23 protein-coding genes and 1 riboswitch are annotated in these 17,574 nt (G+C 38.7%); of the genes, 17 read left to right on the top strand and 6 right to left on the bottom strand.

Annotated features, from left to right (window positions below; all coding sequences use genetic code 11):
* Window positions 1–100: 100 nt before the first annotated feature.
* The 4 genes from PQ478_RS13080 (at window position 101) to PQ478_RS13065 (ending at window position 2,937) form a co-directional block, all read left to right on the top strand.
* Window positions 101–886 carry a VLRF1 family aeRF1-type release factor gene (locus PQ478_RS13080; RefSeq protein ID WP_289234554.1) on the top strand — a complete coding sequence of 262 codons (786 nt, stop codon included), beginning with the start codon at window positions 101–103 and terminating at the stop codon, window positions 884–886.
* A 70-nt stretch (window positions 887–956) separates the two neighbouring features.
* Complete coding sequence (locus PQ478_RS13075) at window positions 957–1,154, top strand: DUF2188 domain-containing protein (RefSeq protein ID WP_012959229.1); 198 nt, start codon at window positions 957–959, stop codon at window positions 1,152–1,154.
* A 184-nt stretch (window positions 1,155–1,338) separates the two neighbouring features.
* A complete protein-coding gene (locus tag PQ478_RS13070; RefSeq protein ID WP_289234553.1) occupies window positions 1,339–2,499 on the top strand; it encodes an MFS transporter in 1,161 nt (386 codons plus the stop codon).
* Between the two features lie 234 nt (window positions 2,500–2,733).
* Window positions 2,734–2,937, top strand: coding sequence for a hypothetical protein (locus PQ478_RS13065; protein ID WP_289234552.1), 204 nt, complete (start codon window positions 2,734–2,736; stop codon window positions 2,935–2,937).
* Window position 2,938: 1 nt separating this feature from the next.
* On the opposite strand, the gene PQ478_RS13060 is transcribed toward PQ478_RS13065, so the two are convergent.
* On the bottom strand, window positions 2,939–3,316 hold the full coding sequence (locus PQ478_RS13060; RefSeq protein WP_289234551.1) for a YppG family protein: 378 nt from the start codon (window positions 3,314–3,316) through the stop codon (window positions 2,939–2,941).
* Window positions 3,317–3,329: 13 nt separating this feature from the next.
* On the bottom strand, window positions 3,330–3,764 hold the full coding sequence (locus PQ478_RS13055; protein ID WP_289234550.1) for an Hsp20/alpha crystallin family protein: 435 nt from the start codon (window positions 3,762–3,764) through the stop codon (window positions 3,330–3,332).
* Window positions 3,765–3,855: 91 nt separating this feature from the next.
* On the opposite strand from PQ478_RS13055, the gene PQ478_RS13050 reads away from it, so the two are divergent.
* The 6 genes from PQ478_RS13050 to PQ478_RS13030 all read left to right on the top strand — a co-directional run bounded on the left by PQ478_RS13050 (window position 3,856) and on the right by PQ478_RS13030 (window position 8,106).
* The gene (locus tag PQ478_RS13050; RefSeq protein WP_012959223.1) at window positions 3,856–4,779 is read left to right on the top strand and encodes a dipeptidase; all 924 of its coding nucleotides are present in this window, start codon (window positions 3,856–3,858) and stop codon (window positions 4,777–4,779) included.
* A 77-nt stretch (window positions 4,780–4,856) separates the two neighbouring features.
* Window positions 4,857–5,141 carry an iron-sulfur cluster assembly accessory protein gene (locus PQ478_RS21940; protein ID WP_336623224.1) on the top strand — a complete coding sequence of 95 codons (285 nt, stop codon included), beginning with the start codon at window positions 4,857–4,859 and terminating at the stop codon, window positions 5,139–5,141.
* A 264-nt stretch (window positions 5,142–5,405) separates the two neighbouring features.
* A complete protein-coding gene (locus PQ478_RS13045; protein WP_012959220.1) occupies window positions 5,406–6,167 on the top strand; it encodes a SurA N-terminal domain-containing protein in 762 nt (253 codons plus the stop codon).
* Window positions 6,168–6,308: 141 nt separating this feature from the next.
* Complete coding sequence (locus PQ478_RS13040; protein WP_289234549.1) at window positions 6,309–7,208, top strand: chemotaxis protein; 900 nt, start codon at window positions 6,309–6,311, stop codon at window positions 7,206–7,208.
* A 63-nt stretch (window positions 7,209–7,271) separates the two neighbouring features.
* The gene (locus tag PQ478_RS13035; protein ID WP_012959218.1) at window positions 7,272–7,490 is read left to right on the top strand and encodes a hypothetical protein; all 219 of its coding nucleotides are present in this window, start codon (window positions 7,272–7,274) and stop codon (window positions 7,488–7,490) included.
* 316 nt (window positions 7,491–7,806) lie between these two features.
* Window positions 7,807–8,106 carry a HesB/YadR/YfhF family protein gene (locus PQ478_RS13030; protein ID WP_012959216.1) on the top strand — a complete coding sequence of 100 codons (300 nt, stop codon included), beginning with the start codon at window positions 7,807–7,809 and terminating at the stop codon, window positions 8,104–8,106.
* Between the two features lie 34 nt (window positions 8,107–8,140).
* On the opposite strand, the gene PQ478_RS13025 is transcribed toward PQ478_RS13030, so the two are convergent.
* The gene (locus PQ478_RS13025) at window positions 8,141–9,076 is read right to left on the bottom strand and encodes a nucleoside hydrolase (RefSeq protein WP_289234548.1); all 936 of its coding nucleotides are present in this window, start codon (window positions 9,074–9,076) and stop codon (window positions 8,141–8,143) included.
* 102 nt (window positions 9,077–9,178) lie between these two features.
* Window positions 9,179–9,406 (bottom strand): YuzF family protein, encoded by a 228-nt coding sequence (locus PQ478_RS13020; protein ID WP_012959214.1) that lies wholly within the window; start codon window positions 9,404–9,406, stop codon window positions 9,179–9,181.
* 756 nt (window positions 9,407–10,162) lie between these two features.
* On the opposite strand from PQ478_RS13020, the gene uvsE reads away from it, so the two are divergent.
* The 3 genes from uvsE (at window position 10,163) to PQ478_RS13005 (ending at window position 12,981) form a co-directional block, all read left to right on the top strand.
* Window positions 10,163–11,050: a UV DNA damage repair endonuclease UvsE gene (gene uvsE / locus PQ478_RS13015; protein ID WP_289234547.1), complete on the top strand. Its 888-nt coding sequence runs from the start codon at window positions 10,163–10,165 to the stop codon at window positions 11,048–11,050.
* Between the two features lie 60 nt (window positions 11,051–11,110).
* Window positions 11,111–11,641, top strand: coding sequence for a peptide-methionine (S)-S-oxide reductase MsrA (msrA, locus tag PQ478_RS13010; protein ID WP_289234546.1), 531 nt, complete (start codon window positions 11,111–11,113; stop codon window positions 11,639–11,641).
* A 170-nt stretch (window positions 11,642–11,811) separates the two neighbouring features.
* On the top strand, window positions 11,812–12,981 hold the full coding sequence (locus PQ478_RS13005; RefSeq protein WP_289234545.1) for an alpha/beta hydrolase: 1,170 nt from the start codon (window positions 11,812–11,814) through the stop codon (window positions 12,979–12,981).
* 27 nt (window positions 12,982–13,008) lie between these two features.
* On the opposite strand, the gene PQ478_RS13000 is transcribed toward PQ478_RS13005, so the two are convergent.
* Window positions 13,009–13,248, bottom strand: coding sequence for a DNA alkylation repair protein (locus PQ478_RS13000; RefSeq protein ID WP_289234544.1), 240 nt, complete (start codon window positions 13,246–13,248; stop codon window positions 13,009–13,011).
* A gap of 160 nt (window positions 13,249–13,408) precedes the next feature.
* On the opposite strand from PQ478_RS13000, the gene PQ478_RS12995 reads away from it, so the two are divergent.
* The 4 genes from PQ478_RS12995 (at window position 13,409) to PQ478_RS12980 (ending at window position 15,925) form a co-directional block, all read left to right on the top strand.
* Window positions 13,409–13,993 carry a TetR/AcrR family transcriptional regulator gene (locus PQ478_RS12995; protein WP_012959209.1) on the top strand — a complete coding sequence of 195 codons (585 nt, stop codon included), beginning with the start codon at window positions 13,409–13,411 and terminating at the stop codon, window positions 13,991–13,993.
* Window positions 13,994–14,063: 70 nt separating this feature from the next.
* Window positions 14,064–14,960 (top strand): cation diffusion facilitator family transporter, encoded by an 897-nt coding sequence (locus PQ478_RS12990; protein ID WP_075682759.1) that lies wholly within the window; start codon window positions 14,064–14,066, stop codon window positions 14,958–14,960.
* Between the two features lie 117 nt (window positions 14,961–15,077).
* Window positions 15,078–15,425 (top strand): DUF5665 domain-containing protein, encoded by a 348-nt coding sequence (locus PQ478_RS12985; RefSeq protein WP_289234543.1) that lies wholly within the window; start codon window positions 15,078–15,080, stop codon window positions 15,423–15,425.
* A 29-nt stretch (window positions 15,426–15,454) separates the two neighbouring features.
* Window positions 15,455–15,925 (top strand): DUF948 domain-containing protein, encoded by a 471-nt coding sequence (locus tag PQ478_RS12980; RefSeq protein ID WP_012959206.1) that lies wholly within the window; start codon window positions 15,455–15,457, stop codon window positions 15,923–15,925.
* A 98-nt stretch (window positions 15,926–16,023) separates the two neighbouring features.
* Here PQ478_RS12980 and PQ478_RS12975 read toward each other — a convergent pair whose 3' ends face one another.
* Window positions 16,024–17,256 (bottom strand): aminopeptidase, encoded by a 1,233-nt coding sequence (locus PQ478_RS12975; RefSeq protein WP_289234542.1) that lies wholly within the window; start codon window positions 17,254–17,256, stop codon window positions 16,024–16,026.
* 177 nt (window positions 17,257–17,433) lie between these two features.
* Window positions 17,434–17,477, top strand: a riboswitch (PreQ1 riboswitch).
* The last annotated feature ends 97 nt before the right edge of the window (window positions 17,478–17,574 follow it).

The following is a 17,574-nucleotide window of genomic DNA, read 5'->3' as shown; positions in this document are numbered from 1 at the left end:
TTGTTTTTCTTGAAAAAGAAGGTTTATTCTATCTGTATACAGGTTATAGTTTTCTAACATTGGAGAATATACTCTCCCATTTTAAAGGAGGACTATGTACATGCCACTAGAAAAAGAACTCCAGAAATTAAGGGATAAACAATGCGCGGAAGGTTGTCTTACAATTTATTTAAATACCGATCAATCCAGTGTCGACCAGAAAAAAGGAGAATGGAAAATCCGCCTTAAAAATGGCCTAAATAAAATAGAGGAGTATATTCAGGCAAGTAATGAAAGTGAGCTTCAATCATTTAAAAAATTGAAGAAAATAGCTTCAAAAGAAATTCCAGACATGCAAACTTCACTGTCGCGCAGTCTTATTTTTTTAGGGTCAGCTGATGGTGAATGGGAAATAAAAAAATTAAATGTGCCGGTTGAAAACGAATTCAGATGGGAGAATAATCCAGCAATTGAACAGCTAGAGAAGATTCAACGTGACTATCCAAAAGTAGGCGTATTAGTAATTCAAAAATTAGATGTGTTTGTCATTGAGACGAGCTTAGGCGAAGTAGATAGGGAATTTGCTTACAGCTGGGACATTGAAGATGAAGATTGGAAAGAATATGAAGGAATCGCATCAGCTGACAGGACAGCTTCTGGTGCTACACATAAAGATCAATATGACCAACGCTTTGAAGCGAATCAACAGAGATGGTTTAAACAGCTGGCCCAAGATATTCAGAAAAAGGCAAAAGACGCAGGATGGCAGGAGATATACGTGTCAGGTTCTAATGAAGCGGCCGGAGAGTTTGAAAAGCACCTCACTTTCCGAGAGGTGACAGTCATTCCTAAAAACTTCACAAAAATAAAAGGGCATGAAATTGTCAGTGAAGTGTTAGCATCTTAATGTTAGGATCAAGTATTTTATTAAACGAAGGTAAATCAACTGGCGAAATCTTTTAAAGGAGTTGTTTCTGATGAAAGAATTTAGTGTTGTACCGAATAAAGATAGTTCTGCATGGATGGTTAAAGTAGAAGACGTATCCCCCGTCCATTCTTATAACAATAAAATGGAAGCCATTGAAAAGGCGAAAGAATTAGCTAAGGAAGACCAGCCTAGTAAAATATCTTTATATGATGGGAATCATGAATTAGAAGAAGTGATAACAGTATAGTGATTACAGTGTAAGTTAAGCAAAATATTGATATATCATAAGCAGCCTCTCATTCAGAGGCTGCTTTTTAGACTGGATAAATACTGAATATAGTGATATTTAATATATGCCTAGTCTTTTAAGTGTAATAGGAGTATTCTTAGTAGTGGATGTTTTATTGGAAAGCAGGTAAGGAGAGGTTTGAATGGAGTATCGTTCCGTGTACCGCTTGATGGCCTATTTGTTTTTTGCTTATTCTACGATGACGATTGTGATGAGCTATATTCCCTTATATTTTCAGGCTGATGGCTTATCTGGCAATGAAGTAGGAATATTAATGGCAATAGGTCCTTTTGCGACGATTATTGCTCAACCTTTTTGGGGGTTTATGAGTGATAAATATAAAACGATTAAAAGAATGATTGTTATAAGTGCCATTGGCGTCGTAATAGCCGCTGCAGGGTTTATGCTGATGGGGCAATTTTATGGCTATCTAATAATGATGTTTGTACTCTTTCTCTTTTTATCACCGTTGACGGCATTGGGAGATAGTTTGTCTCAAAAAACGGCTACTTTAAAAGGAGTCAGTTTTGGACGGATTCGGATGTGGGGGTCGCTAGGGTTTGCTACTACTTCGTTATTAACCGGCTATGTGCTGACAACTATTGGGGTAGAACGTGTGATGATCCCAATGATTATAATGGCGGTATTAGCACTCGTTATGGCGCTTACAATCGAGGATGTTAAAGGGACAAATAAGCCAGTAACGATCATTAGTGCACTGAAAATTGGTTTAAATAAAAAGCTGATGTTCTTTCTTTTATGTGTCGTTTTTATCTCAATTACTCATAGAGCAAATGACAGTTATCTAGGATTGTATATTGTTGATCTTGGAGGAGCAGAATCTTTGATCGGCTGGGCTTGGTTTGTCGGAGTATCAGCTGAAGCGCTTGTTTTTGCAACGAGTCCTTTATGGTTTAGAAAGTTTAACCCCTTAAGCTTTATTGTGATTGCTGGCTTCATTTACAGCATTAGATGGGTATTGATGGGTATGATTACTTCACCTTGGATGGTTCTGCCGCTGCAGTTAACTCATGGAATTTCATTTGGGATGTTTTATATTGCCGCATTCCAATATGTGAATAAATTAATCCCTGAGCATCTTCAAGCAACAGGGCATGTCTTATTTATTACAACATTCTTTGGTTTATCCGGCATCTTCGGTTCGCTTTTTGGGGGCTGGATGATTGATGGATTTGGCCTTAAAGCGCTATATTTCTGTTTAGGTGTTAGTGCTTTAATCGGAGTAGCGGGATTGATGATTTTTAACCAGAAAACGAAAGTGAATTCATCAGCAACTCATTAAACAACTCATTAAACAACTCATTAAACAACTCATTATACAAATCATTATGGGTTGTTTTTTGTATTTTACAAGCTCGTGATAATCAGATAAACTGATAAGAACTTTAATGGCAGCAGGAGGTAGTAAAAAGTGAACATCGTATTAACTGATACATCAAGAGAGTATTTAAAGTCTCTAGAATTAGCAAAAAAAGCAGTTCGAATTGTTGCACGAGATACATATGAATGAAGCACGATGATAGAGTTTTACCTCGCTCTGGATGAGCGAGGCTTAGAGGATACTTTTGTTATTGTAGATAACATTCCTTTTATTTATGATCATAAAGCTCTAGATGAAATTGGATCATATTTAAAGGTTGACTTTATTGGTTCACAAGGGTTGAAGTTAATCAATTCGAACCAAACATTAGCGTATGGGTTAAGGTTAAAAGGGTTGTAAATTACTTTTTAACAAAAAATGCACTGACTTGTTTAACAAGAGGGGATACTTGTTTGACGATTGGTGAGACTTGCTGCACCGTCTTAACGACTTGATCCACGGTTTGAAACGTCCTTCCGACATCAAAATTACCATCTTCCCCAGTAAAAGCCGACTTAATTAAAGAAGGCTTTTTGCTGTTAAACGATTGTGGTTGTTGTTGTTGTTGTTTTGGGTATTGGTTTAAAGAGCTTTGATAAGGCAGTTGTTGATTAAATCCCCGTTTTTTTGCCATCGGGGGCTGCTGCATGTAGCCCATTTGACGACGTTGCGGGTGATGCGGCGTATGTTGATATGGATGCGGCTGGCTGTAGTGGTTCCAATGAGGATGATTCATCATTTGGATTTCCTCCTTATTGAATATCTATTCGTTCTGACCTTAAGGGAACGGTAATAATGAGCAGCCCATTTTTATATCTAGCATGGATCTCAGATTCTGTTGGATGAAACCCTAGTGGAATAAAACGTTCCCGAATTCGGTGTGTTTCAGAGCGTCTCCGAATCTGATTATGATCGTTTGTTACATCTATGATTTCATTTTCCTGAACTTTTATATGAATGCCTTGGTTATACACATCAATCGTAATTTGCTTACGATCAACTCCCGGAAGCTCAGCTTCAATCTTTAACTCAGATGTTCCCCTGCTAAATCGAATAGGGATCGTGGGTGTAAATAAAGGGTAATCAACTAACCGTTCATGAGTTTGTTGAAAAAAATCGTCAATTGATTTTAATATGTCCTGATAGCCTTGAGGGAGCTTTCTGGACCATGATTCTTTCTCAGACACTGAAAATCCCTCCAATTATGCAATTGTTTTTCTGTATTATATCTATGTCATGCCTATGTAAAAGGTGAGTAAATGTCTAGGGGGGATAACCTTGAAAATTATCGATACACATTGTGATGCTCTGCTTAAATTATGGGAAAATCATGATCGAACATTTCTTGATGATCCGGAGATCGAGGCAAATGCCAGCCGCTTATTGGCTGGAGGTGTGGAAGCTCAGTTATTTGCTATATTTGTTGAACCCTTTATTAATAGTGATCAAAAATTTCAGGCAGCGCTTGAACAAGCAGATCTTTTTCATCAAAAAGTAATGAAAACAAGCGGTATGAAATGGATTAAACGTTGGTCTGAATTGGATGAACTAAAAAGTGACGAAGTTGGAGCGGTGTTAACTCTTGAGGGGCTTGATCCAATTGGAGATGACTTAACCAAACTTAGAACGTTGTATCAGCTAGGGGTATTATCAGTTGGGCTGACTTGGAATCAAGCAAATTTATGTGCAGATGGAGTAGGTGAACCTCGCGGAGCTGGGCTGACCCTTTTAGGACGTGAGGTTGTAAAGATGAATAATGAGCATAATGTACTTACAGATGTTTCTCACTTAAGTGTAAAAGGGTTTTGGGATGTGATGGAGCTAGCTCGATATCCAATTGCCAGCCACTCTAATGCTTACAGCTTATGTGATCATCCAAGAAATTTAAATGATGACCAAATTAAAGCTTTGATTGAAAAAGACGGCTATATCGGCGTTGTCTTTCATCCCTTATTTACAACCGGCAGAGACACTGCTGAGATAGCAGATCTGCTTACTCATATTGACTATTTATGCAGCCTAGGTGCAGCAGGTCATATCGGTTTTGGATCTGACTTTGATGGAATTAATGTATATATCAATCAATTAGAGCACTCGGGTAAGTTTCCTGCATTAATTGAAGAGCTGTTAAAGTATTACCCAGAAGATATGGTTAAAGGATTTGCAAGCGAGAACTTTAAGCGAATTGTACCTAAAGGGTAATTTTCTTTTAATCATTATAAAGAGATGAAAAAATATAGGGGATAGAGTATACTAGGCTACGAAGTGAGGTGAATCTAATGAACATTACTGATAGTGCAAAAGCATTTTTAGAAGAAACGATGCAAGAACACGGATTAAAAACGATTCGCGTGGTTTTTGCAGGCATGGGCTGAGGAGGCCCTAAGCTTGGTCTGGCTCTGGATGAGCCGGCAGAATCTGATAAACGTGAAGTCATTAACGGTATCGATGTTGCTTTTGAAGAAGGCATTTATGATCAAGTAGCTAGTCTTACGCTTGATATGCAGGCAACTGAACAAGGCGAGGGTCTTGTGATGGTTGGCGGCGGGCAAGATTGCTGTTAATGGATTAAGCATTATGAGGTGGAACTACCTCATAATGTTTTTTTGTTTAGGAGGAAATGAATTACATAATTTTTTACCTTCTAATGTTTGTCCATTTCAATTCCCTGAAATATCAGGGTTTAATAAAGCCTTGCTTTCACAAATTTCCCTAAAAATGATCTTTTTTTATAGGTGAATAGCTTGGGAGGAATGCATGTGGTATGTAGTGATGATTGAATTATGTTACAATCATCACATGCTTTAAGATAAGAAAGGGGTTTATGTATGAAAAAGAAACTAGGACTAGGTATGGCAGCTATTGCACTAGCTGTTACACTAGCAGCGTGTGGAGACAACGAAGAGACAGAAGTCGAAACAGATGAGACAGAAACTGAAGAAACAGCAGAACATCCAGAAACAGAAGCTCCAAGTGAGTTTTCTTTAGATACTGAGGATATTCCTGAAGTTGTTGCTACAGTAAACGGCGAAGACATCGAGAGAGATGATTATGTACGTGCTGTTGAATCTCAAGCAATGATGTATACTCAGTTTGGGATTGACTTTAACGATGAAGAAGGACAAGCAATGCTTGAAGAAGTAAAAGATGGTGTGTTGCAAGGGTTAATTGAGGACCGCCTTCTCATTCAAGCTTCAGAAGATGTTGAAGTAACAGATGAAGAGATCGACCAAGAGCTTGAGATGGCAATGGCTCAATCACAAATCGAATCCCAAGAGCAGCTTGAAGAACTTTTAGCTGAACAGGGCTTTACAGTTGAAGATCTTCGTGAAGACTTTGAAAAGCAATTAAGAGTTCAAAAATTCATTGAAGAACAAACAGAAGCTCCAGAGGTTTCTGAAGAAGAAATCCAATCAGCGTATGACCAGCAAGTAGAAATGGCAGAACAAAGCGGTGCGGAAGAAATTCCTTCATTTGAAGAGCAGCGTGATTCAATTGAAGCTGAGTTAATTCAAGAAGCAAGAATGGCTCAACGCGATCAAATTGTTGCTGAATTACAAGAACAAAGTGATATTGAAACAAACGTATAATAAAGTAAGCCTGCGATATAATCGCAGGCTTTTTTAATAAAAAAGTTGCCGGATCATTCTTTTATCCTATACACTAACAGTATAGAAGTCTCATAGAGATGGTATAGGTACATAACAGTTGCCTCGGAAGGTGGAGGGTGTATGAACGATCAGACAGATATTTTATTAGATAGCGGCACCAATGAATTAGAAGTAGTGATGTTTGAAGTTGCAAACGGGACTTTTGGGATTAATGTCTTGAAAGTAAGAGAGATTATTAATCCTCTTCCTATTACGTTAACGCCTAATGCTCATAAGCATGTAGAAGGAGTGATCCGCCTGAGACAAGAGGTCATTCCAGTGGTTGACCTAGCTAAGGTGTTAAACCTTCCTGCTTCAGTCGATCCCACGCAAGATAAATTTATTGTCGCTGAATTAAATAAGATGAAAGTAGCTTTTCATGTCAACAGTGTATCAAGAATACATCGTATATCATGGGAACAAATTGAAAAACCAAGTGAGCTATCCTTGAATGCCGAAAGTCATACAATCGGTATTGTTAAACTTGAAGAAGAGATGTCTTTGCTGCTTGATTTTGAGAAGATCGTAGTAGATATTAATCCAAAAACGGGATTAAGTGTTGAGCAAATTAAGAAGCTCGGTCAAAGAGAACGTTCAGAAAAAAGGATTATGATTGCAGAGGACTCTGCTATTTTAAGAAAACTCTTATCTGATACACTTAAAGAAGCAGGGTATGAAAAGCTCTCTTTCTATGAAAATGGCCGCCAAGCGTGGGATGTTCTTGAAGAATATAAACAAAGTGATGGTGATCTTCCTGTCGATTTAGTCATTACCGATATTGAAATGCCGCAAATGGATGGACACCATCTAACTCGGCGCATTAAACAGGACCCAGTCTTAAAGCAGCTTCCTGTTCTTATTTTCTCTTCTTTAATTACGAGTGATCTTCATCATAAAGGTGAGAAAGTAGGAGCAGATAAACAAATAAGTAAGCCTGAGATCGTAGAGCTTGTTCAAACGATTGATATGTTTGTAAAATAACCCTCTCACCGTTTTGCCTCCTTTGCATAAGATACAGCATCTTAGCAAAAAAGAGGCGATAAGATGGCTGCTAAAAAGAAATCATCAAAGGCAAAGCACGCTCCTAAGAAAACCCCTAGTGAAAAATATGCGTTTACACAAAAAATGGTCACTTCAGAAACCTGTATCAAATGCAGCACGCCATGTGCAAGAGGCATGGCCTATGTTGAAAAAATGAAGGAGCCTGGGGCAGTAGGTAAGGGGGTTCCGTGTCATTTAACAAAAGGAAAAGGATTTAAATAACGTGAAGCAAACAGCTTCACGTTATTTTTTTTGTTTAAAATCATTGAGCAGCTGTGATTTTTGAGCTTCCGAAAGAGCTCCCATTTTCGTAAGTAAATAGGCATATTGGACAATCCTTTTTTTATAGCTCATCTTTATCATCTCCTTATGGATTTTATTTTTCTTTACTACAATATATTCAACAAGCAGCAAAAAAGTTTCTCCTGGGAAACTTTTTAGGCGGATTTAGCCGCTTGCTGAAAAGATAGACAAGGCTCCTTGTTTCTTGTTACACTACATGAAATACATATACGCATTTTGAGTAGGAGTGAGGCAGTTGGACATCCAAATTACAAAGCCGGCACTAGCTTGGTTTAAAGAAGAATTTCAATTACAGGGAGAGGGAGAATATATCCGGTTTTTTGCAAGATATGGAGGGTGCGGTAATATTCAAAGCGGGTTCTCACTTGGGATCAGCCAAGATCCCCCGGTTAAAATTGGTACAAAGGCAGAAGTAGACGGTATTATTTTCTATATTGAAGAAAAGGACTTATGGTATTTTAAAAACCTCGATCTTAAAGTGAAATACAGCCGCAAATTTGATGAAATTGAATTTGTGTATGAAGAGCAAACGTAACTAGAAAACCAGCACCTGAGTGCTGGTTTTTGGTTTAGTCTGGTTTCCTTGTCATAATGTCTAGTAAATGTTCTTCAAAATGTGTGTTATCCATTTTTGTTGCCACTTTGTGAATTGGAGCAGGGGGCAGTGTTTCATAATGGCGCATGTCAGCACTTGTTAGTCCGCGCGCAATTCCAGCCTCATTTTGGATATAGATTAAATAGTTTTTAAGTGTAAACCAATCTGGATTCGTCAGGGCAATCATCGGTATTAAATCATGCACGGGACTACCTTCAATATCCGGAATTTGACTCTGATAAAACGAATAATAAAAATCAAGAATCGGATACAAAATGTCTTCGCAGCCTACAACGTCTAATTGTTCTGCAAGCTCTGGAGTAATATAAATATGATCGGTTATATTAAGTGGAAATAAGGTAATGTTTTTTGCGAATTTCATTACAATGAGTGCTGCAGTGGGGTCACCATAAATGTTTGCCTCAGCCACAGGTGTGACATTTCCTGGAACAAAAAAAGCTCCGCCCATTATGTGGTAATTAGTGATTCTTTTCATTAAATTAGGGTATAGAAGAAATAACATTCCTAGTGAAGTCAAACGGCCGAGTGTGACAATCGTTAATTCATCCCCATATTTTTCTAATAGTTGGATGAGATCGCAAAAGTTTTCACGAAGGGTCTCATCCGTATCTGGAGGTGTAAAAGGGCCGAGGCCAAAATCACCGTGAATGGTCGGGTGTGCGACAGGCTCTTCTCCGCTTAATGCGCGCTCAGCCCCGCTAAATACAGGCACATCTGTTTTTCCAAGTAAAGATAGCAAGTATTGGACATTACGAACAGCGAACCGTCTGTTAGTATTTCCGTATTCAGCCACGATTCCAACCACTTCAATTTCTGGATTTTGAAAGGCGTAGATTAGGGCGATTGTATCATCAATTCCGGGATCACAAAATACGAGTATCTTTTTCATAGTTATCACCAACATTTGGTATTTATAACATGTTTATGCAAATGCCTAATGCAGGGACACAAAAAATCTTCCCATATGATGGGAAGATCCTTTTAGCAAATATTAGACAGGCATAATCCATACAATTTGCTGAATACGGACAAAGAAAGTAGAATTGCTCGATTCAATGACTACATGATCTGGCAGCACATTTGCGACTGTACCCCTTACATTCCCTCGAGTTGTTTCTATGACAACTTCACTTCCTGTCACAGATTGAAGGGTTTGAACCACATAAGGGTCCACAGAACTGATCATTTGAGGTACTTGATGGTCATTTTGATTATTCATAGTCGTGCGCCTCCTCTAATTTTATATCAATCTCATCCTATGCATTTACCTAATATATGTGTTCGCTCTGTAAGACTTATTCAAAAAAAGGTAGGCCGCTGAAAACCTGGGAAACATCGGAGGTAAGAGTAAGCTCGCCGTTCCTGAAACATACTTTGCTTTTCGCATGGAGCTGGTGAGCTTCCTCGGGCTTTTGCCCTGTGGGATCTCACCTCTGCTCTAGGCCACGTAGAGTCTCGCATATTTCATCCGCTGTTATATTACTTTTTTTTAGAAATGTAGTGGAATGATGTAGTTATAGATTCTAAATTTAAAGTACCGCAAACATGGGTTATTGCAGGCTTACCGCTCCTGAACGATACTTCGCTTTCCGTGTGGAGCTGGTGAGCTTCCTCGGGCTTTTGCCCTGTGGGATCTCACCCCTGCTCTAGTCCACACAGGAGTCTACGTATCGTTCATCCGCTGGGTTATTGCTTTATGTAATTAATTAGAGGAGTGATATATTAATGACTTAGTTCAAATTACAACTTCGAGTCTTCGTTTGCTTAAATCACTTAACAACAAACAACTACTGCAGGAAGGTGTTTTCTTCAATTGCCTCAAATATGTGGAAAAGAAGGGAGACCTCACAGGAGCCAAGCAACGAGGAAGCTCCCGGACCGTACGCGGAAAGCGTGTGCCTGCAGCGGAAATCAACAACTACTGTAGAAGGGATTTTCGCAGTAGCCTCTAAAAAGGACATGAGAAGGTGATTAGATGAAAATGGGATATGCCTGCCAAAACTTAACATTGCCTACTACTTTTCGGACATGCCGGCTTATAACGATGGAAAAAGAAGGTATGGAGAAAATCAAAGAATTAACTTTATCAAACATTGAAATGTTAAAGAAAGTCATTACATGGAATATTGAACAAAATATTTACTTCTTTAGAGTAAGCAGTGATATGATTCCCTTTGCCACTCATCCCAAAATGACTTGGCGATGGCAAGAAGATACGGACCTGCGGGAGAACTTAGATGAAATTCATCAATTACAGCAAGCGCATGATCTTCGCCTTTCTATGCATCCTGGACAATATACGGTCTTAAATTCACCTAAAGAGCATGTCGTACATAATGCGATAAAAGATTTAGAGTATCACGCAGATTTGCTGCATTTTATCGGAGGAAGTGATATGATTTTGCATACTGGAGGGGCTTATGGAGATAAGGAAAAGGCAAAACAGACGTTTATTAAAGCCTATCATGACTTATCTGAAAACGTTCGTAGGTATCTTAGGTTAGAAAATGATGATAAAACTTTTCACACGGCAGATGTATTAGCTATATCGAAAGAGTGCGGAGTACCCATTTGTTTTGATATTCATCATGAGCTGTGCTTTGAGCGCACAATGCCAGAACTAGAAAGGCTGATTGAAGAAGTCATTCAGACATGGGACCATATATCACTAGTTCCAAAAATGCACTTAAGTTCAGGTAAGAGAAGCATGAAGGACCCAGCTCATGCAGACTTTATCAGACCGGAAGATTTTAAGAGGTTAATCGTTCTTACTGAACCGTATGAAGTGGATATTATGCTAGAAGCAAAAGCCAAGGAAAAAGCTCTGCTGCAATTATGGGAAGAGGTAAGTGAGCATGAATGAGGCGTTAGAAATCGTCTGTGTGCTATACTACTAAAACAAATCACAAAGAGAGGTGCAGCTATGTCTAATAAAAGAGAGAAAGCCATGTTTGCTGGGGGATGTTTTTGGTGTATGGTACAGCCTTTTGACGAACAGCCAGGAATTGGAGATGTATTATCAGGGTATAGCGGGGGAGAGATCAATCACCCTACATATGAACAAGTGAAAACAGGTGAATCAGGTCATTATGAAGTGGTTCAGATTACATATGACCCCGAACAATTTTCTTATGAAAAGCTGCTATCTTTATACTGGCCGCAAATTGATCCAACTGATGACGAAGGGCAGTTTCAAGATCGAGGCACTCAATACCGTACAGCTATTTTTTACTATACCGAAAAGCAGCGCGAATTGGCACTGAAATCAAAAAAAGAAATCGAAGAAAGCGGCAGATTTAATAAACCGATTGTAACTAAGATACTCCCTGCAAAGGAATTTTATTTAGCTGAAGAAAAGCATCAAAAGTTTTATAAAACACATAAAGAAGAATATAAACAGGATCGCAAGCAATCTGGCCGGGATGAATTTATAGAAGCAAACTGGAAGAAATAATGAGACGACCCTCGCTTTTACAGCGGGGGTTTTTTAATAAATGTGTAAATGTGGTTTAAATATGTAAAAATCTATTATAAATATATAAAATTATATAACAAAACGACCTTTTTCTGATATAATAAAACAAAAGAGTTAAAAAAGTCAGACAAAAGGGGGCGTGTCTTTTCGTGTTATCTATCCTTAAAAAATGTAAATATGGAGTGTTGATCTCCATTTTAACGATAAATATGTTAGCCCTTATTGTAGTCCTCTCTGTTCACGCTTGGACTTATACGGAAGCGGGAAAAGTTCCTCCAAAAACCGCTGTTTTGCTGCATGCTGTACATCATAATTTAGTTCCTGCAGATATGAAACCGCCGAAATTTTTTGTGCAAGGCGGCAGTCCTTCATTTACTAGAGAAAACATTTCTATTCCAGTTACTGACGGAAGTGAAATTCCAGCCAGAATGTATCGTCCGATTAAAGGAGAGGGTCATCCGATTATTCTCTATTATCATGGCGGTGCATTTATGAAAGGCTACGGCGATATTAATACTCATGACAATATTGTCCGCTCACTTGCTGCTAGGACAAAAAGTATTGTAATTGCCGTGGGCTACAGAGTGGCGCCAGAACATCCTTTTCCTGCAGCGATTGAAGACAGCTATGATGCCTTTGTGTGGGCTGTTAGTGAGGCGGAAAACTTAGGAGGAGACCCTTCTAAAGTAGCTGTAGTAGGAGATAGTGCAGGCGGGAATTTAGCTACCGTTGTCTCGCTGATGGCTAGAGACCGTAATGGGCCTGATATTGCTGCGCAGGCACTTCTTTATCCGTTAACGACCTTTCAAGATGTTGAGTTTGACTCAAGGGGAGTATATGACAGCGGGTATTATCTATTATCTAGAAACGTTATGTTAAGAGCTAGAGATACGTATACCCCTGAAAAGGAGATGTGGAAGCTTCCTTACACATCCCCGCTTGAGGCAGATGATTTATATAAAATGCCCCCAGCGCTAGTGATTACGGCTGAGTTTGACCCGCTTCGTGATGAAGGAGAAGCTTATGCGAAGCGGTTAGCTGAACATGGTGTCTCTGTACGTACTCTAAGATATAACGGTGTAATGCATGGGTTTATTTCTTTTTATGAAGTCATGTACCGAGGGAATCATGGACTGAATCAAACGGCTGCCTTTCTTAACCAAGTTTTTGAGGAAGCTCCTCTATATGAACCCTATCACTTGCATGTGTACGAGGGTGTAGAACAAACAAATCAGTTCCGAGAAGAAGCAGAGGCGTATGCCATTGGAAGCTTTCTTTTAGGGAGGCAGGCACTATCAATGATGCCATTCACACAATAAAAAGGCGAAGCAGAGGCTTCGCCTTTTTTACGTTTGAGCACGCTTAATGAACATTCTTTCGTCTTCAATCAGACCGCACGCACCACATTGTACTTTTAGTTCCGGTCCGCGGTATGGAGTATGAAAAGGGTCTAACTGATCGTTTGAGTATTGTTCAACGAGTGAGCCATCTTGAGGATTTAATTTTACTGGGGTCGCTACTTGCTCGATCAAATTAAAACGAGAGCGATTTGTTTTACAGCTTGGGCATAGATAGGGTGAACTCATTAAAAAGCCTCCTCTTCAATTTTCTTATCGTTTATTATGTGTCAGAAGGTGGAGTCCTATTACTTTTTTGCTTTTTATGTAGAAGAGTGGTTCTATTGAAAAAAGGAAGTGAATAAGATACAATAAAATGAATGACAGTCAGTCGGTTTTGGAGGCGTTAATGAATAACAAACAGGAAACAAAATATGAACTTATATTAAATGCCGCATTTGAACAAATGAAAGAGAAGGGATTTGAGAAAGCTTCTATATCACAAATTGTAAAACATGCGGGAGTGGCTCAAGGAACATTTTATTTATATTTTGATTCAAAGGGAGCCATTGTACCTGCCATCGCAGAACGAATTCTAAATGAACAATTAGAAGCTATTCAACAAGAAGTAAAGAAAGATGATTCGATCTTTCAAATTGTGCAAGTGTTGATAGATCAAACCTATCAAGTAACTGAGGAGCATAAAGAAGTGATTAAGTTTTGTTACTCAGGGATTGCTTATTATCACTCGTTTCAAAGATGGGAAGATATTTACCGGCCTTACTATGAGTGGCTGGAGTCGAAATTAAACATCGCGATGGAAGCTGGCCACATTCCAATGGGACGTTCGATCACTCATTTGGCGAGTTTTATTATCGGGTTGATTGAACAATCTGCAGAAACGTACTTTTTCACAGATGCAAAAAAGAGTGCAGAAGAATTAACTTTGTACAAAAAAGAATTATATGATTTTATCGAACGAGCAATAAGCTGATGCATTCATTGGCTTTTTGTGGACTAAAAATGACTGACGTTCAGTCATAAATTATTAATGAGGTGCTAACATGAGTGAAAAACGCGTATTAATGATATCGGTTTATGGTGCGCTGCTTTTTGCTGTTATTGGAGTAGTTTGGGGCTTAATCATCAACTCACAGATGATTTTATTTGACGGGGCTTATTCTTTTATAAGTGTTGTCTTATCTCTGATGTCTTTACTCGGTGCAGCATACATTAAAAAGCAGGATGAAAAACGTTTCCCATTTGGAAAAGAAGTGCTTGAGCCGATTATTATTATTGTTAAATATAGTATCATTTTAGTGTTGTGTATAGTGGCACTCGCATCATCAGGATATGACCTATTTACAGGGGGGAGAGCTGTAGATCCCGGGTATGCGCTTGTGTACTCTATTCTTTCAACCGTCGGCTGTGCTGTTGTCTTGTATTTCTTGTCTCAGAAAAAGAAAACAAGTCAATCAGGATTTATTGAAGCTGAACAAAAGCAGTGGTTAATGGATACATTGTTAAGTGGGGCTGTCCTTGTAGGTTTCTTAGGGGCAACGATTGTATCTTATACTCAGTATGCAGCATATGTGGCTTATATTGATCCGCTGATGGTACTTTTAGTGTCCCTATATTGCTTGAAGCTTCCATATGTGATGATTAGAGATAACATTCGAGAAGTGTTAGAAATGTCCCCTGCACAACCTTTGCAAACTCACATATTAAAACTAGTGGAAGAAACGGAAACGAAATATCGTTTCGTAGAATCAGTCACCCGCACATCGAAAGTAGGGGAAAAATTATATATTGAGATTGACTTTATTTTAGATCCATCTTCTAAAGCTCAAACGGTACGAGAGCATGATGAGATCAGAGAAGAAATTAATCTAAAAATGAAGGATATTCATTATACAAAGTGGTTGACCGTTTCATTTACTCAAGATCGTAAATGGGCGTAAGAAGAACTCCCTGCCAATGTACTTAGGCAGGGAGTTTTTGGTTTATGAGCAGAAATAGCTGGGTATGTATTTAATAAGCGTATTATTGAACGAATATGCAAGAAGGGAGGATACCGAATGGGGTTACGCAAAGAACAGGAACAACGAAAGCTGCCTCCTAAGCATCGATCCGATGAAAAGCGTCATGATGAAAATGAACGCTTTGAAAAATTATTAGATAAACTCGAAGACATGACAACAAATGGTCGTTTAAAGGATATGGCCTATCACTTCACCGACAAAAAAGAAGTGATTAAAACCAATCTTTTAGCAGGGATTGCTAGAGGTGTTGGATTGACAATAGGAACCGCTATTTTTATTGGGTTATTCATTTTCATTTTAACTCAAATGATCTCACTTCCGATTGTAGGAGAATGGGTAGCTGAATTTTTAGAGATGGTCGATCAGTATCGTGAGCAGCTATAAAGGATAAACTAAATGACGAGGTGATACATATGGATTGGTTAGGAATTGGAGTATTAATTTTAGCTATTGGTTTTGCGGTATTAGTCGCATTACTAATCCCGGTACTTAAAAAACTTACAGAAACATTGGATAATACGGCAAAAACGATTTCACAAGCAGAAAAAAGCTTGGATGATATTACAAGTGAAACAAAATTAGTCTTGTACAATGCGAACGAAACGTTAATGGATGTTAACCATAAAGTAAGCAAGCTTGATCCACTGTTTGATGTGGTAGAAGATGCAGGGCAAGCAACGCATCATCTCACTGAAACATTAGCTGATTATACCGGTGCAAAAATGGATGAAGTAAGGACTGGAGCTGAAGTCGGCAGACAGAAGAACCTAAAAGGATTTGTACGCGGCGTCGCTCTTATGTATTACTTAAGAAAAGCAAACAAGAAAAGAAAAGGACAAGCCGCTGATGCTAAGGTAAAGGTAACAGTAAAAGAAGAAATTTAGAAAAAAGCTGATGAGATCATCTCATCAGCTTTTGTTATTGAGGTATTAAAAGCTTCATCGTAACGCTAATTGTTGATTTCCGCTGTAGAAGTTTTATTTTAAAACGCCCAGTTTCCGTCGCGGAAGACGGGTTCGCGTGTTCCGTCTTTTTTAATGCCGTCAATATTCATATCACTCGAACCGATCATAAAATCAACGTGAGTATTGCTCGTGTTTAAGCCGTTTTTCTCAAGCTCTTCCTTAGACATCTCTTTTCCACCTTCAATACAGAATGCGTAAGCACTGCCGATTGCTAAGTGATTTGATGCGTTTTCATCAAATAACGTATTGTAAAATAAAATATTCGTATCAGAAATAGGTGACTTATGAGGGACAAGAGCCACTTCACCAATATAGCGGGCACCCTCATCAGAGTCTAGCAAACGCTGTAATGTTGCTTCCCCTTGTTCTGCTTTGAAGTCGACCACTTTTCCATCTTTAAATGTAAGTGAAAAGTTATCAATAATCGTTCCGCCGTAGTTAAGCGGCTTTGTACTTGATACCGTACCATTGACGCCTGTTTTCTTAGCTGAAGTAAACACTTCTTCAGTAGGCATATTGGCAACAAAATCTACACCATCTTTATTTGTGCTTCCTCCGCTTACCCATAGGTGCGATTCAGGAAGTTCGATCGTAAGGTCTGTTCCTTCAGCAGTATAGTGAAGCGCTTCATAATGCTTCTCATTTAAAGCGACCATCTTTTCATCTAAATTAGCAAGATGTGATTTCCAATCGGCTACTGGGTCTTCATTGTGAATGCGAGTAGCTGCAAAGATTGCATCCCAAAGCTTCTGAACAGCTTCTTCACCTTTCGCATCTGGAAAAACTTTTTCTGCCCATTCCACAGAAGGTACGGCTACAATTGACCAGCTGATTTTATCAGCCATTACATACGAACGGAATCCGGCCATCGCTTTCCCGCTTGCTTTAGCAGCATTCGATACACGCTCAGGATCCGCATCTTTCAGTAGGTCAGGGTTAGAACCCGTGATGCTTAAGAAAGCTGCACCGCTCTCTGCAAGTTCTTCATATCCTTTTGCAAGCCATTCAGGGAACTCGTTAAATGCCTCATCAGGAGCTAGTTCATATTTAGTCTTTGTAATCTGTTCATCATCCCAAATGACTTGTACATGCTTAGCGCCAGCTTCATATGCTTTTTTTGCGACAAGTCGTACATAATCAACAGCTGTTAGCGGTGTACGAACAATTAACGTTTGATTTGGCTGGATATTAATGCCGACTTTAACAGCAAGTTCAGCATACTTCTCTAAATTGTCTTGAAAAGTTGTCATAGAGTCATCCTCATTTCTTTTATGTATTATTATTTTATTCTTCACTATTTTACCAACATTATGACTCAAAGGAAAGAAACGGTACTTAAGTTAAAAGAATAAGCACTATTTTGGTTTTTATGGTACGATAGTAAACGCAAAAAAGTAAAAAGTAGAATAAAGAAGATTCACGATTACGTGAAAGAGGTTCGCAAACTCCCTCTATAAAAAACTATAAATGAAAACAGCATCAATGAGATGTCGTTTTCTTTCGTTCATCATCTATAGAATGACCCTAAATCGGGTACTTTATGAACATGAGAACGGACCGTATTCTCT

The sequence above is a fragment of the Alkalihalophilus pseudofirmus genome, assembly GCF_029094545.1.
GTDB classification, from domain to species: Bacteria; Bacillota; Bacilli; order Bacillales; family Bacillaceae_D; genus Alkalihalophilus; species Alkalihalophilus pseudofirmus.
Note: the sequence above shows the minus strand (reverse complement) of the source record. Positions and strands in the feature narration are given on the sequence as shown.

Coding starts and splice junctions, on each gene's coding strand:
- PQ478_RS13080 (WP_289234554.1), top strand. CDS start 101: ATGCCACTAGAAAAAGAACTCCAGAAATTAAGGGATAAACAATGCGCG.
- PQ478_RS13075 (WP_012959229.1), top strand. CDS start 957: ATGAAAGAATTTAGTGTTGTACCGAATAAAGATAGTTCTGCATGGATG.
- PQ478_RS13070 (WP_289234553.1), top strand. CDS start 1,339: ATGGAGTATCGTTCCGTGTACCGCTTGATGGCCTATTTGTTTTTTGCT.
- PQ478_RS13065 (WP_289234552.1), top strand. CDS start 2,734: ATGATAGAGTTTTACCTCGCTCTGGATGAGCGAGGCTTAGAGGATACT.
- PQ478_RS13060 (WP_289234551.1), bottom strand. CDS start 3,316: ATGATGAATCATCCTCATTGGAACCACTACAGCCAGCCGCATCCATAT.
- PQ478_RS13045 (WP_012959220.1), top strand. CDS start 5,406: ATGAAAAAGAAACTAGGACTAGGTATGGCAGCTATTGCACTAGCTGTT.
- PQ478_RS13040 (WP_289234549.1), top strand. CDS start 6,309: ATGAACGATCAGACAGATATTTTATTAGATAGCGGCACCAATGAATTA.
- PQ478_RS13035 (WP_012959218.1), top strand. CDS start 7,272: ATGGCTGCTAAAAAGAAATCATCAAAGGCAAAGCACGCTCCTAAGAAA.
- PQ478_RS13025 (WP_289234548.1), bottom strand. CDS start 9,076: ATGAAAAAGATACTCGTATTTTGTGATCCCGGAATTGATGATACAATC.
- PQ478_RS13020 (WP_012959214.1), bottom strand. CDS start 9,406: ATGAATAATCAAAATGACCATCAAGTACCTCAAATGATCAGTTCTGTG.
- uvsE (WP_289234547.1), top strand. CDS start 10,163: ATGAAAATGGGATATGCCTGCCAAAACTTAACATTGCCTACTACTTTT.
- msrA (WP_289234546.1), top strand. CDS start 11,111: ATGTCTAATAAAAGAGAGAAAGCCATGTTTGCTGGGGGATGTTTTTGG.
- PQ478_RS13000 (WP_289234544.1), bottom strand. CDS start 13,248: ATGAGTTCACCCTATCTATGCCCAAGCTGTAAAACAAATCGCTCTCGT.
- PQ478_RS12995 (WP_012959209.1), top strand. CDS start 13,409: ATGAATAACAAACAGGAAACAAAATATGAACTTATATTAAATGCCGCA.
- PQ478_RS12990 (WP_075682759.1), top strand. CDS start 14,064: ATGAGTGAAAAACGCGTATTAATGATATCGGTTTATGGTGCGCTGCTT.
- PQ478_RS12985 (WP_289234543.1), top strand. CDS start 15,078: ATGGGGTTACGCAAAGAACAGGAACAACGAAAGCTGCCTCCTAAGCAT.
- PQ478_RS12980 (WP_012959206.1), top strand. CDS start 15,455: ATGGATTGGTTAGGAATTGGAGTATTAATTTTAGCTATTGGTTTTGCG.
- PQ478_RS12975 (WP_289234542.1), bottom strand. CDS start 17,256: ATGACAACTTTTCAAGACAATTTAGAGAAGTATGCTGAACTTGCTGTT.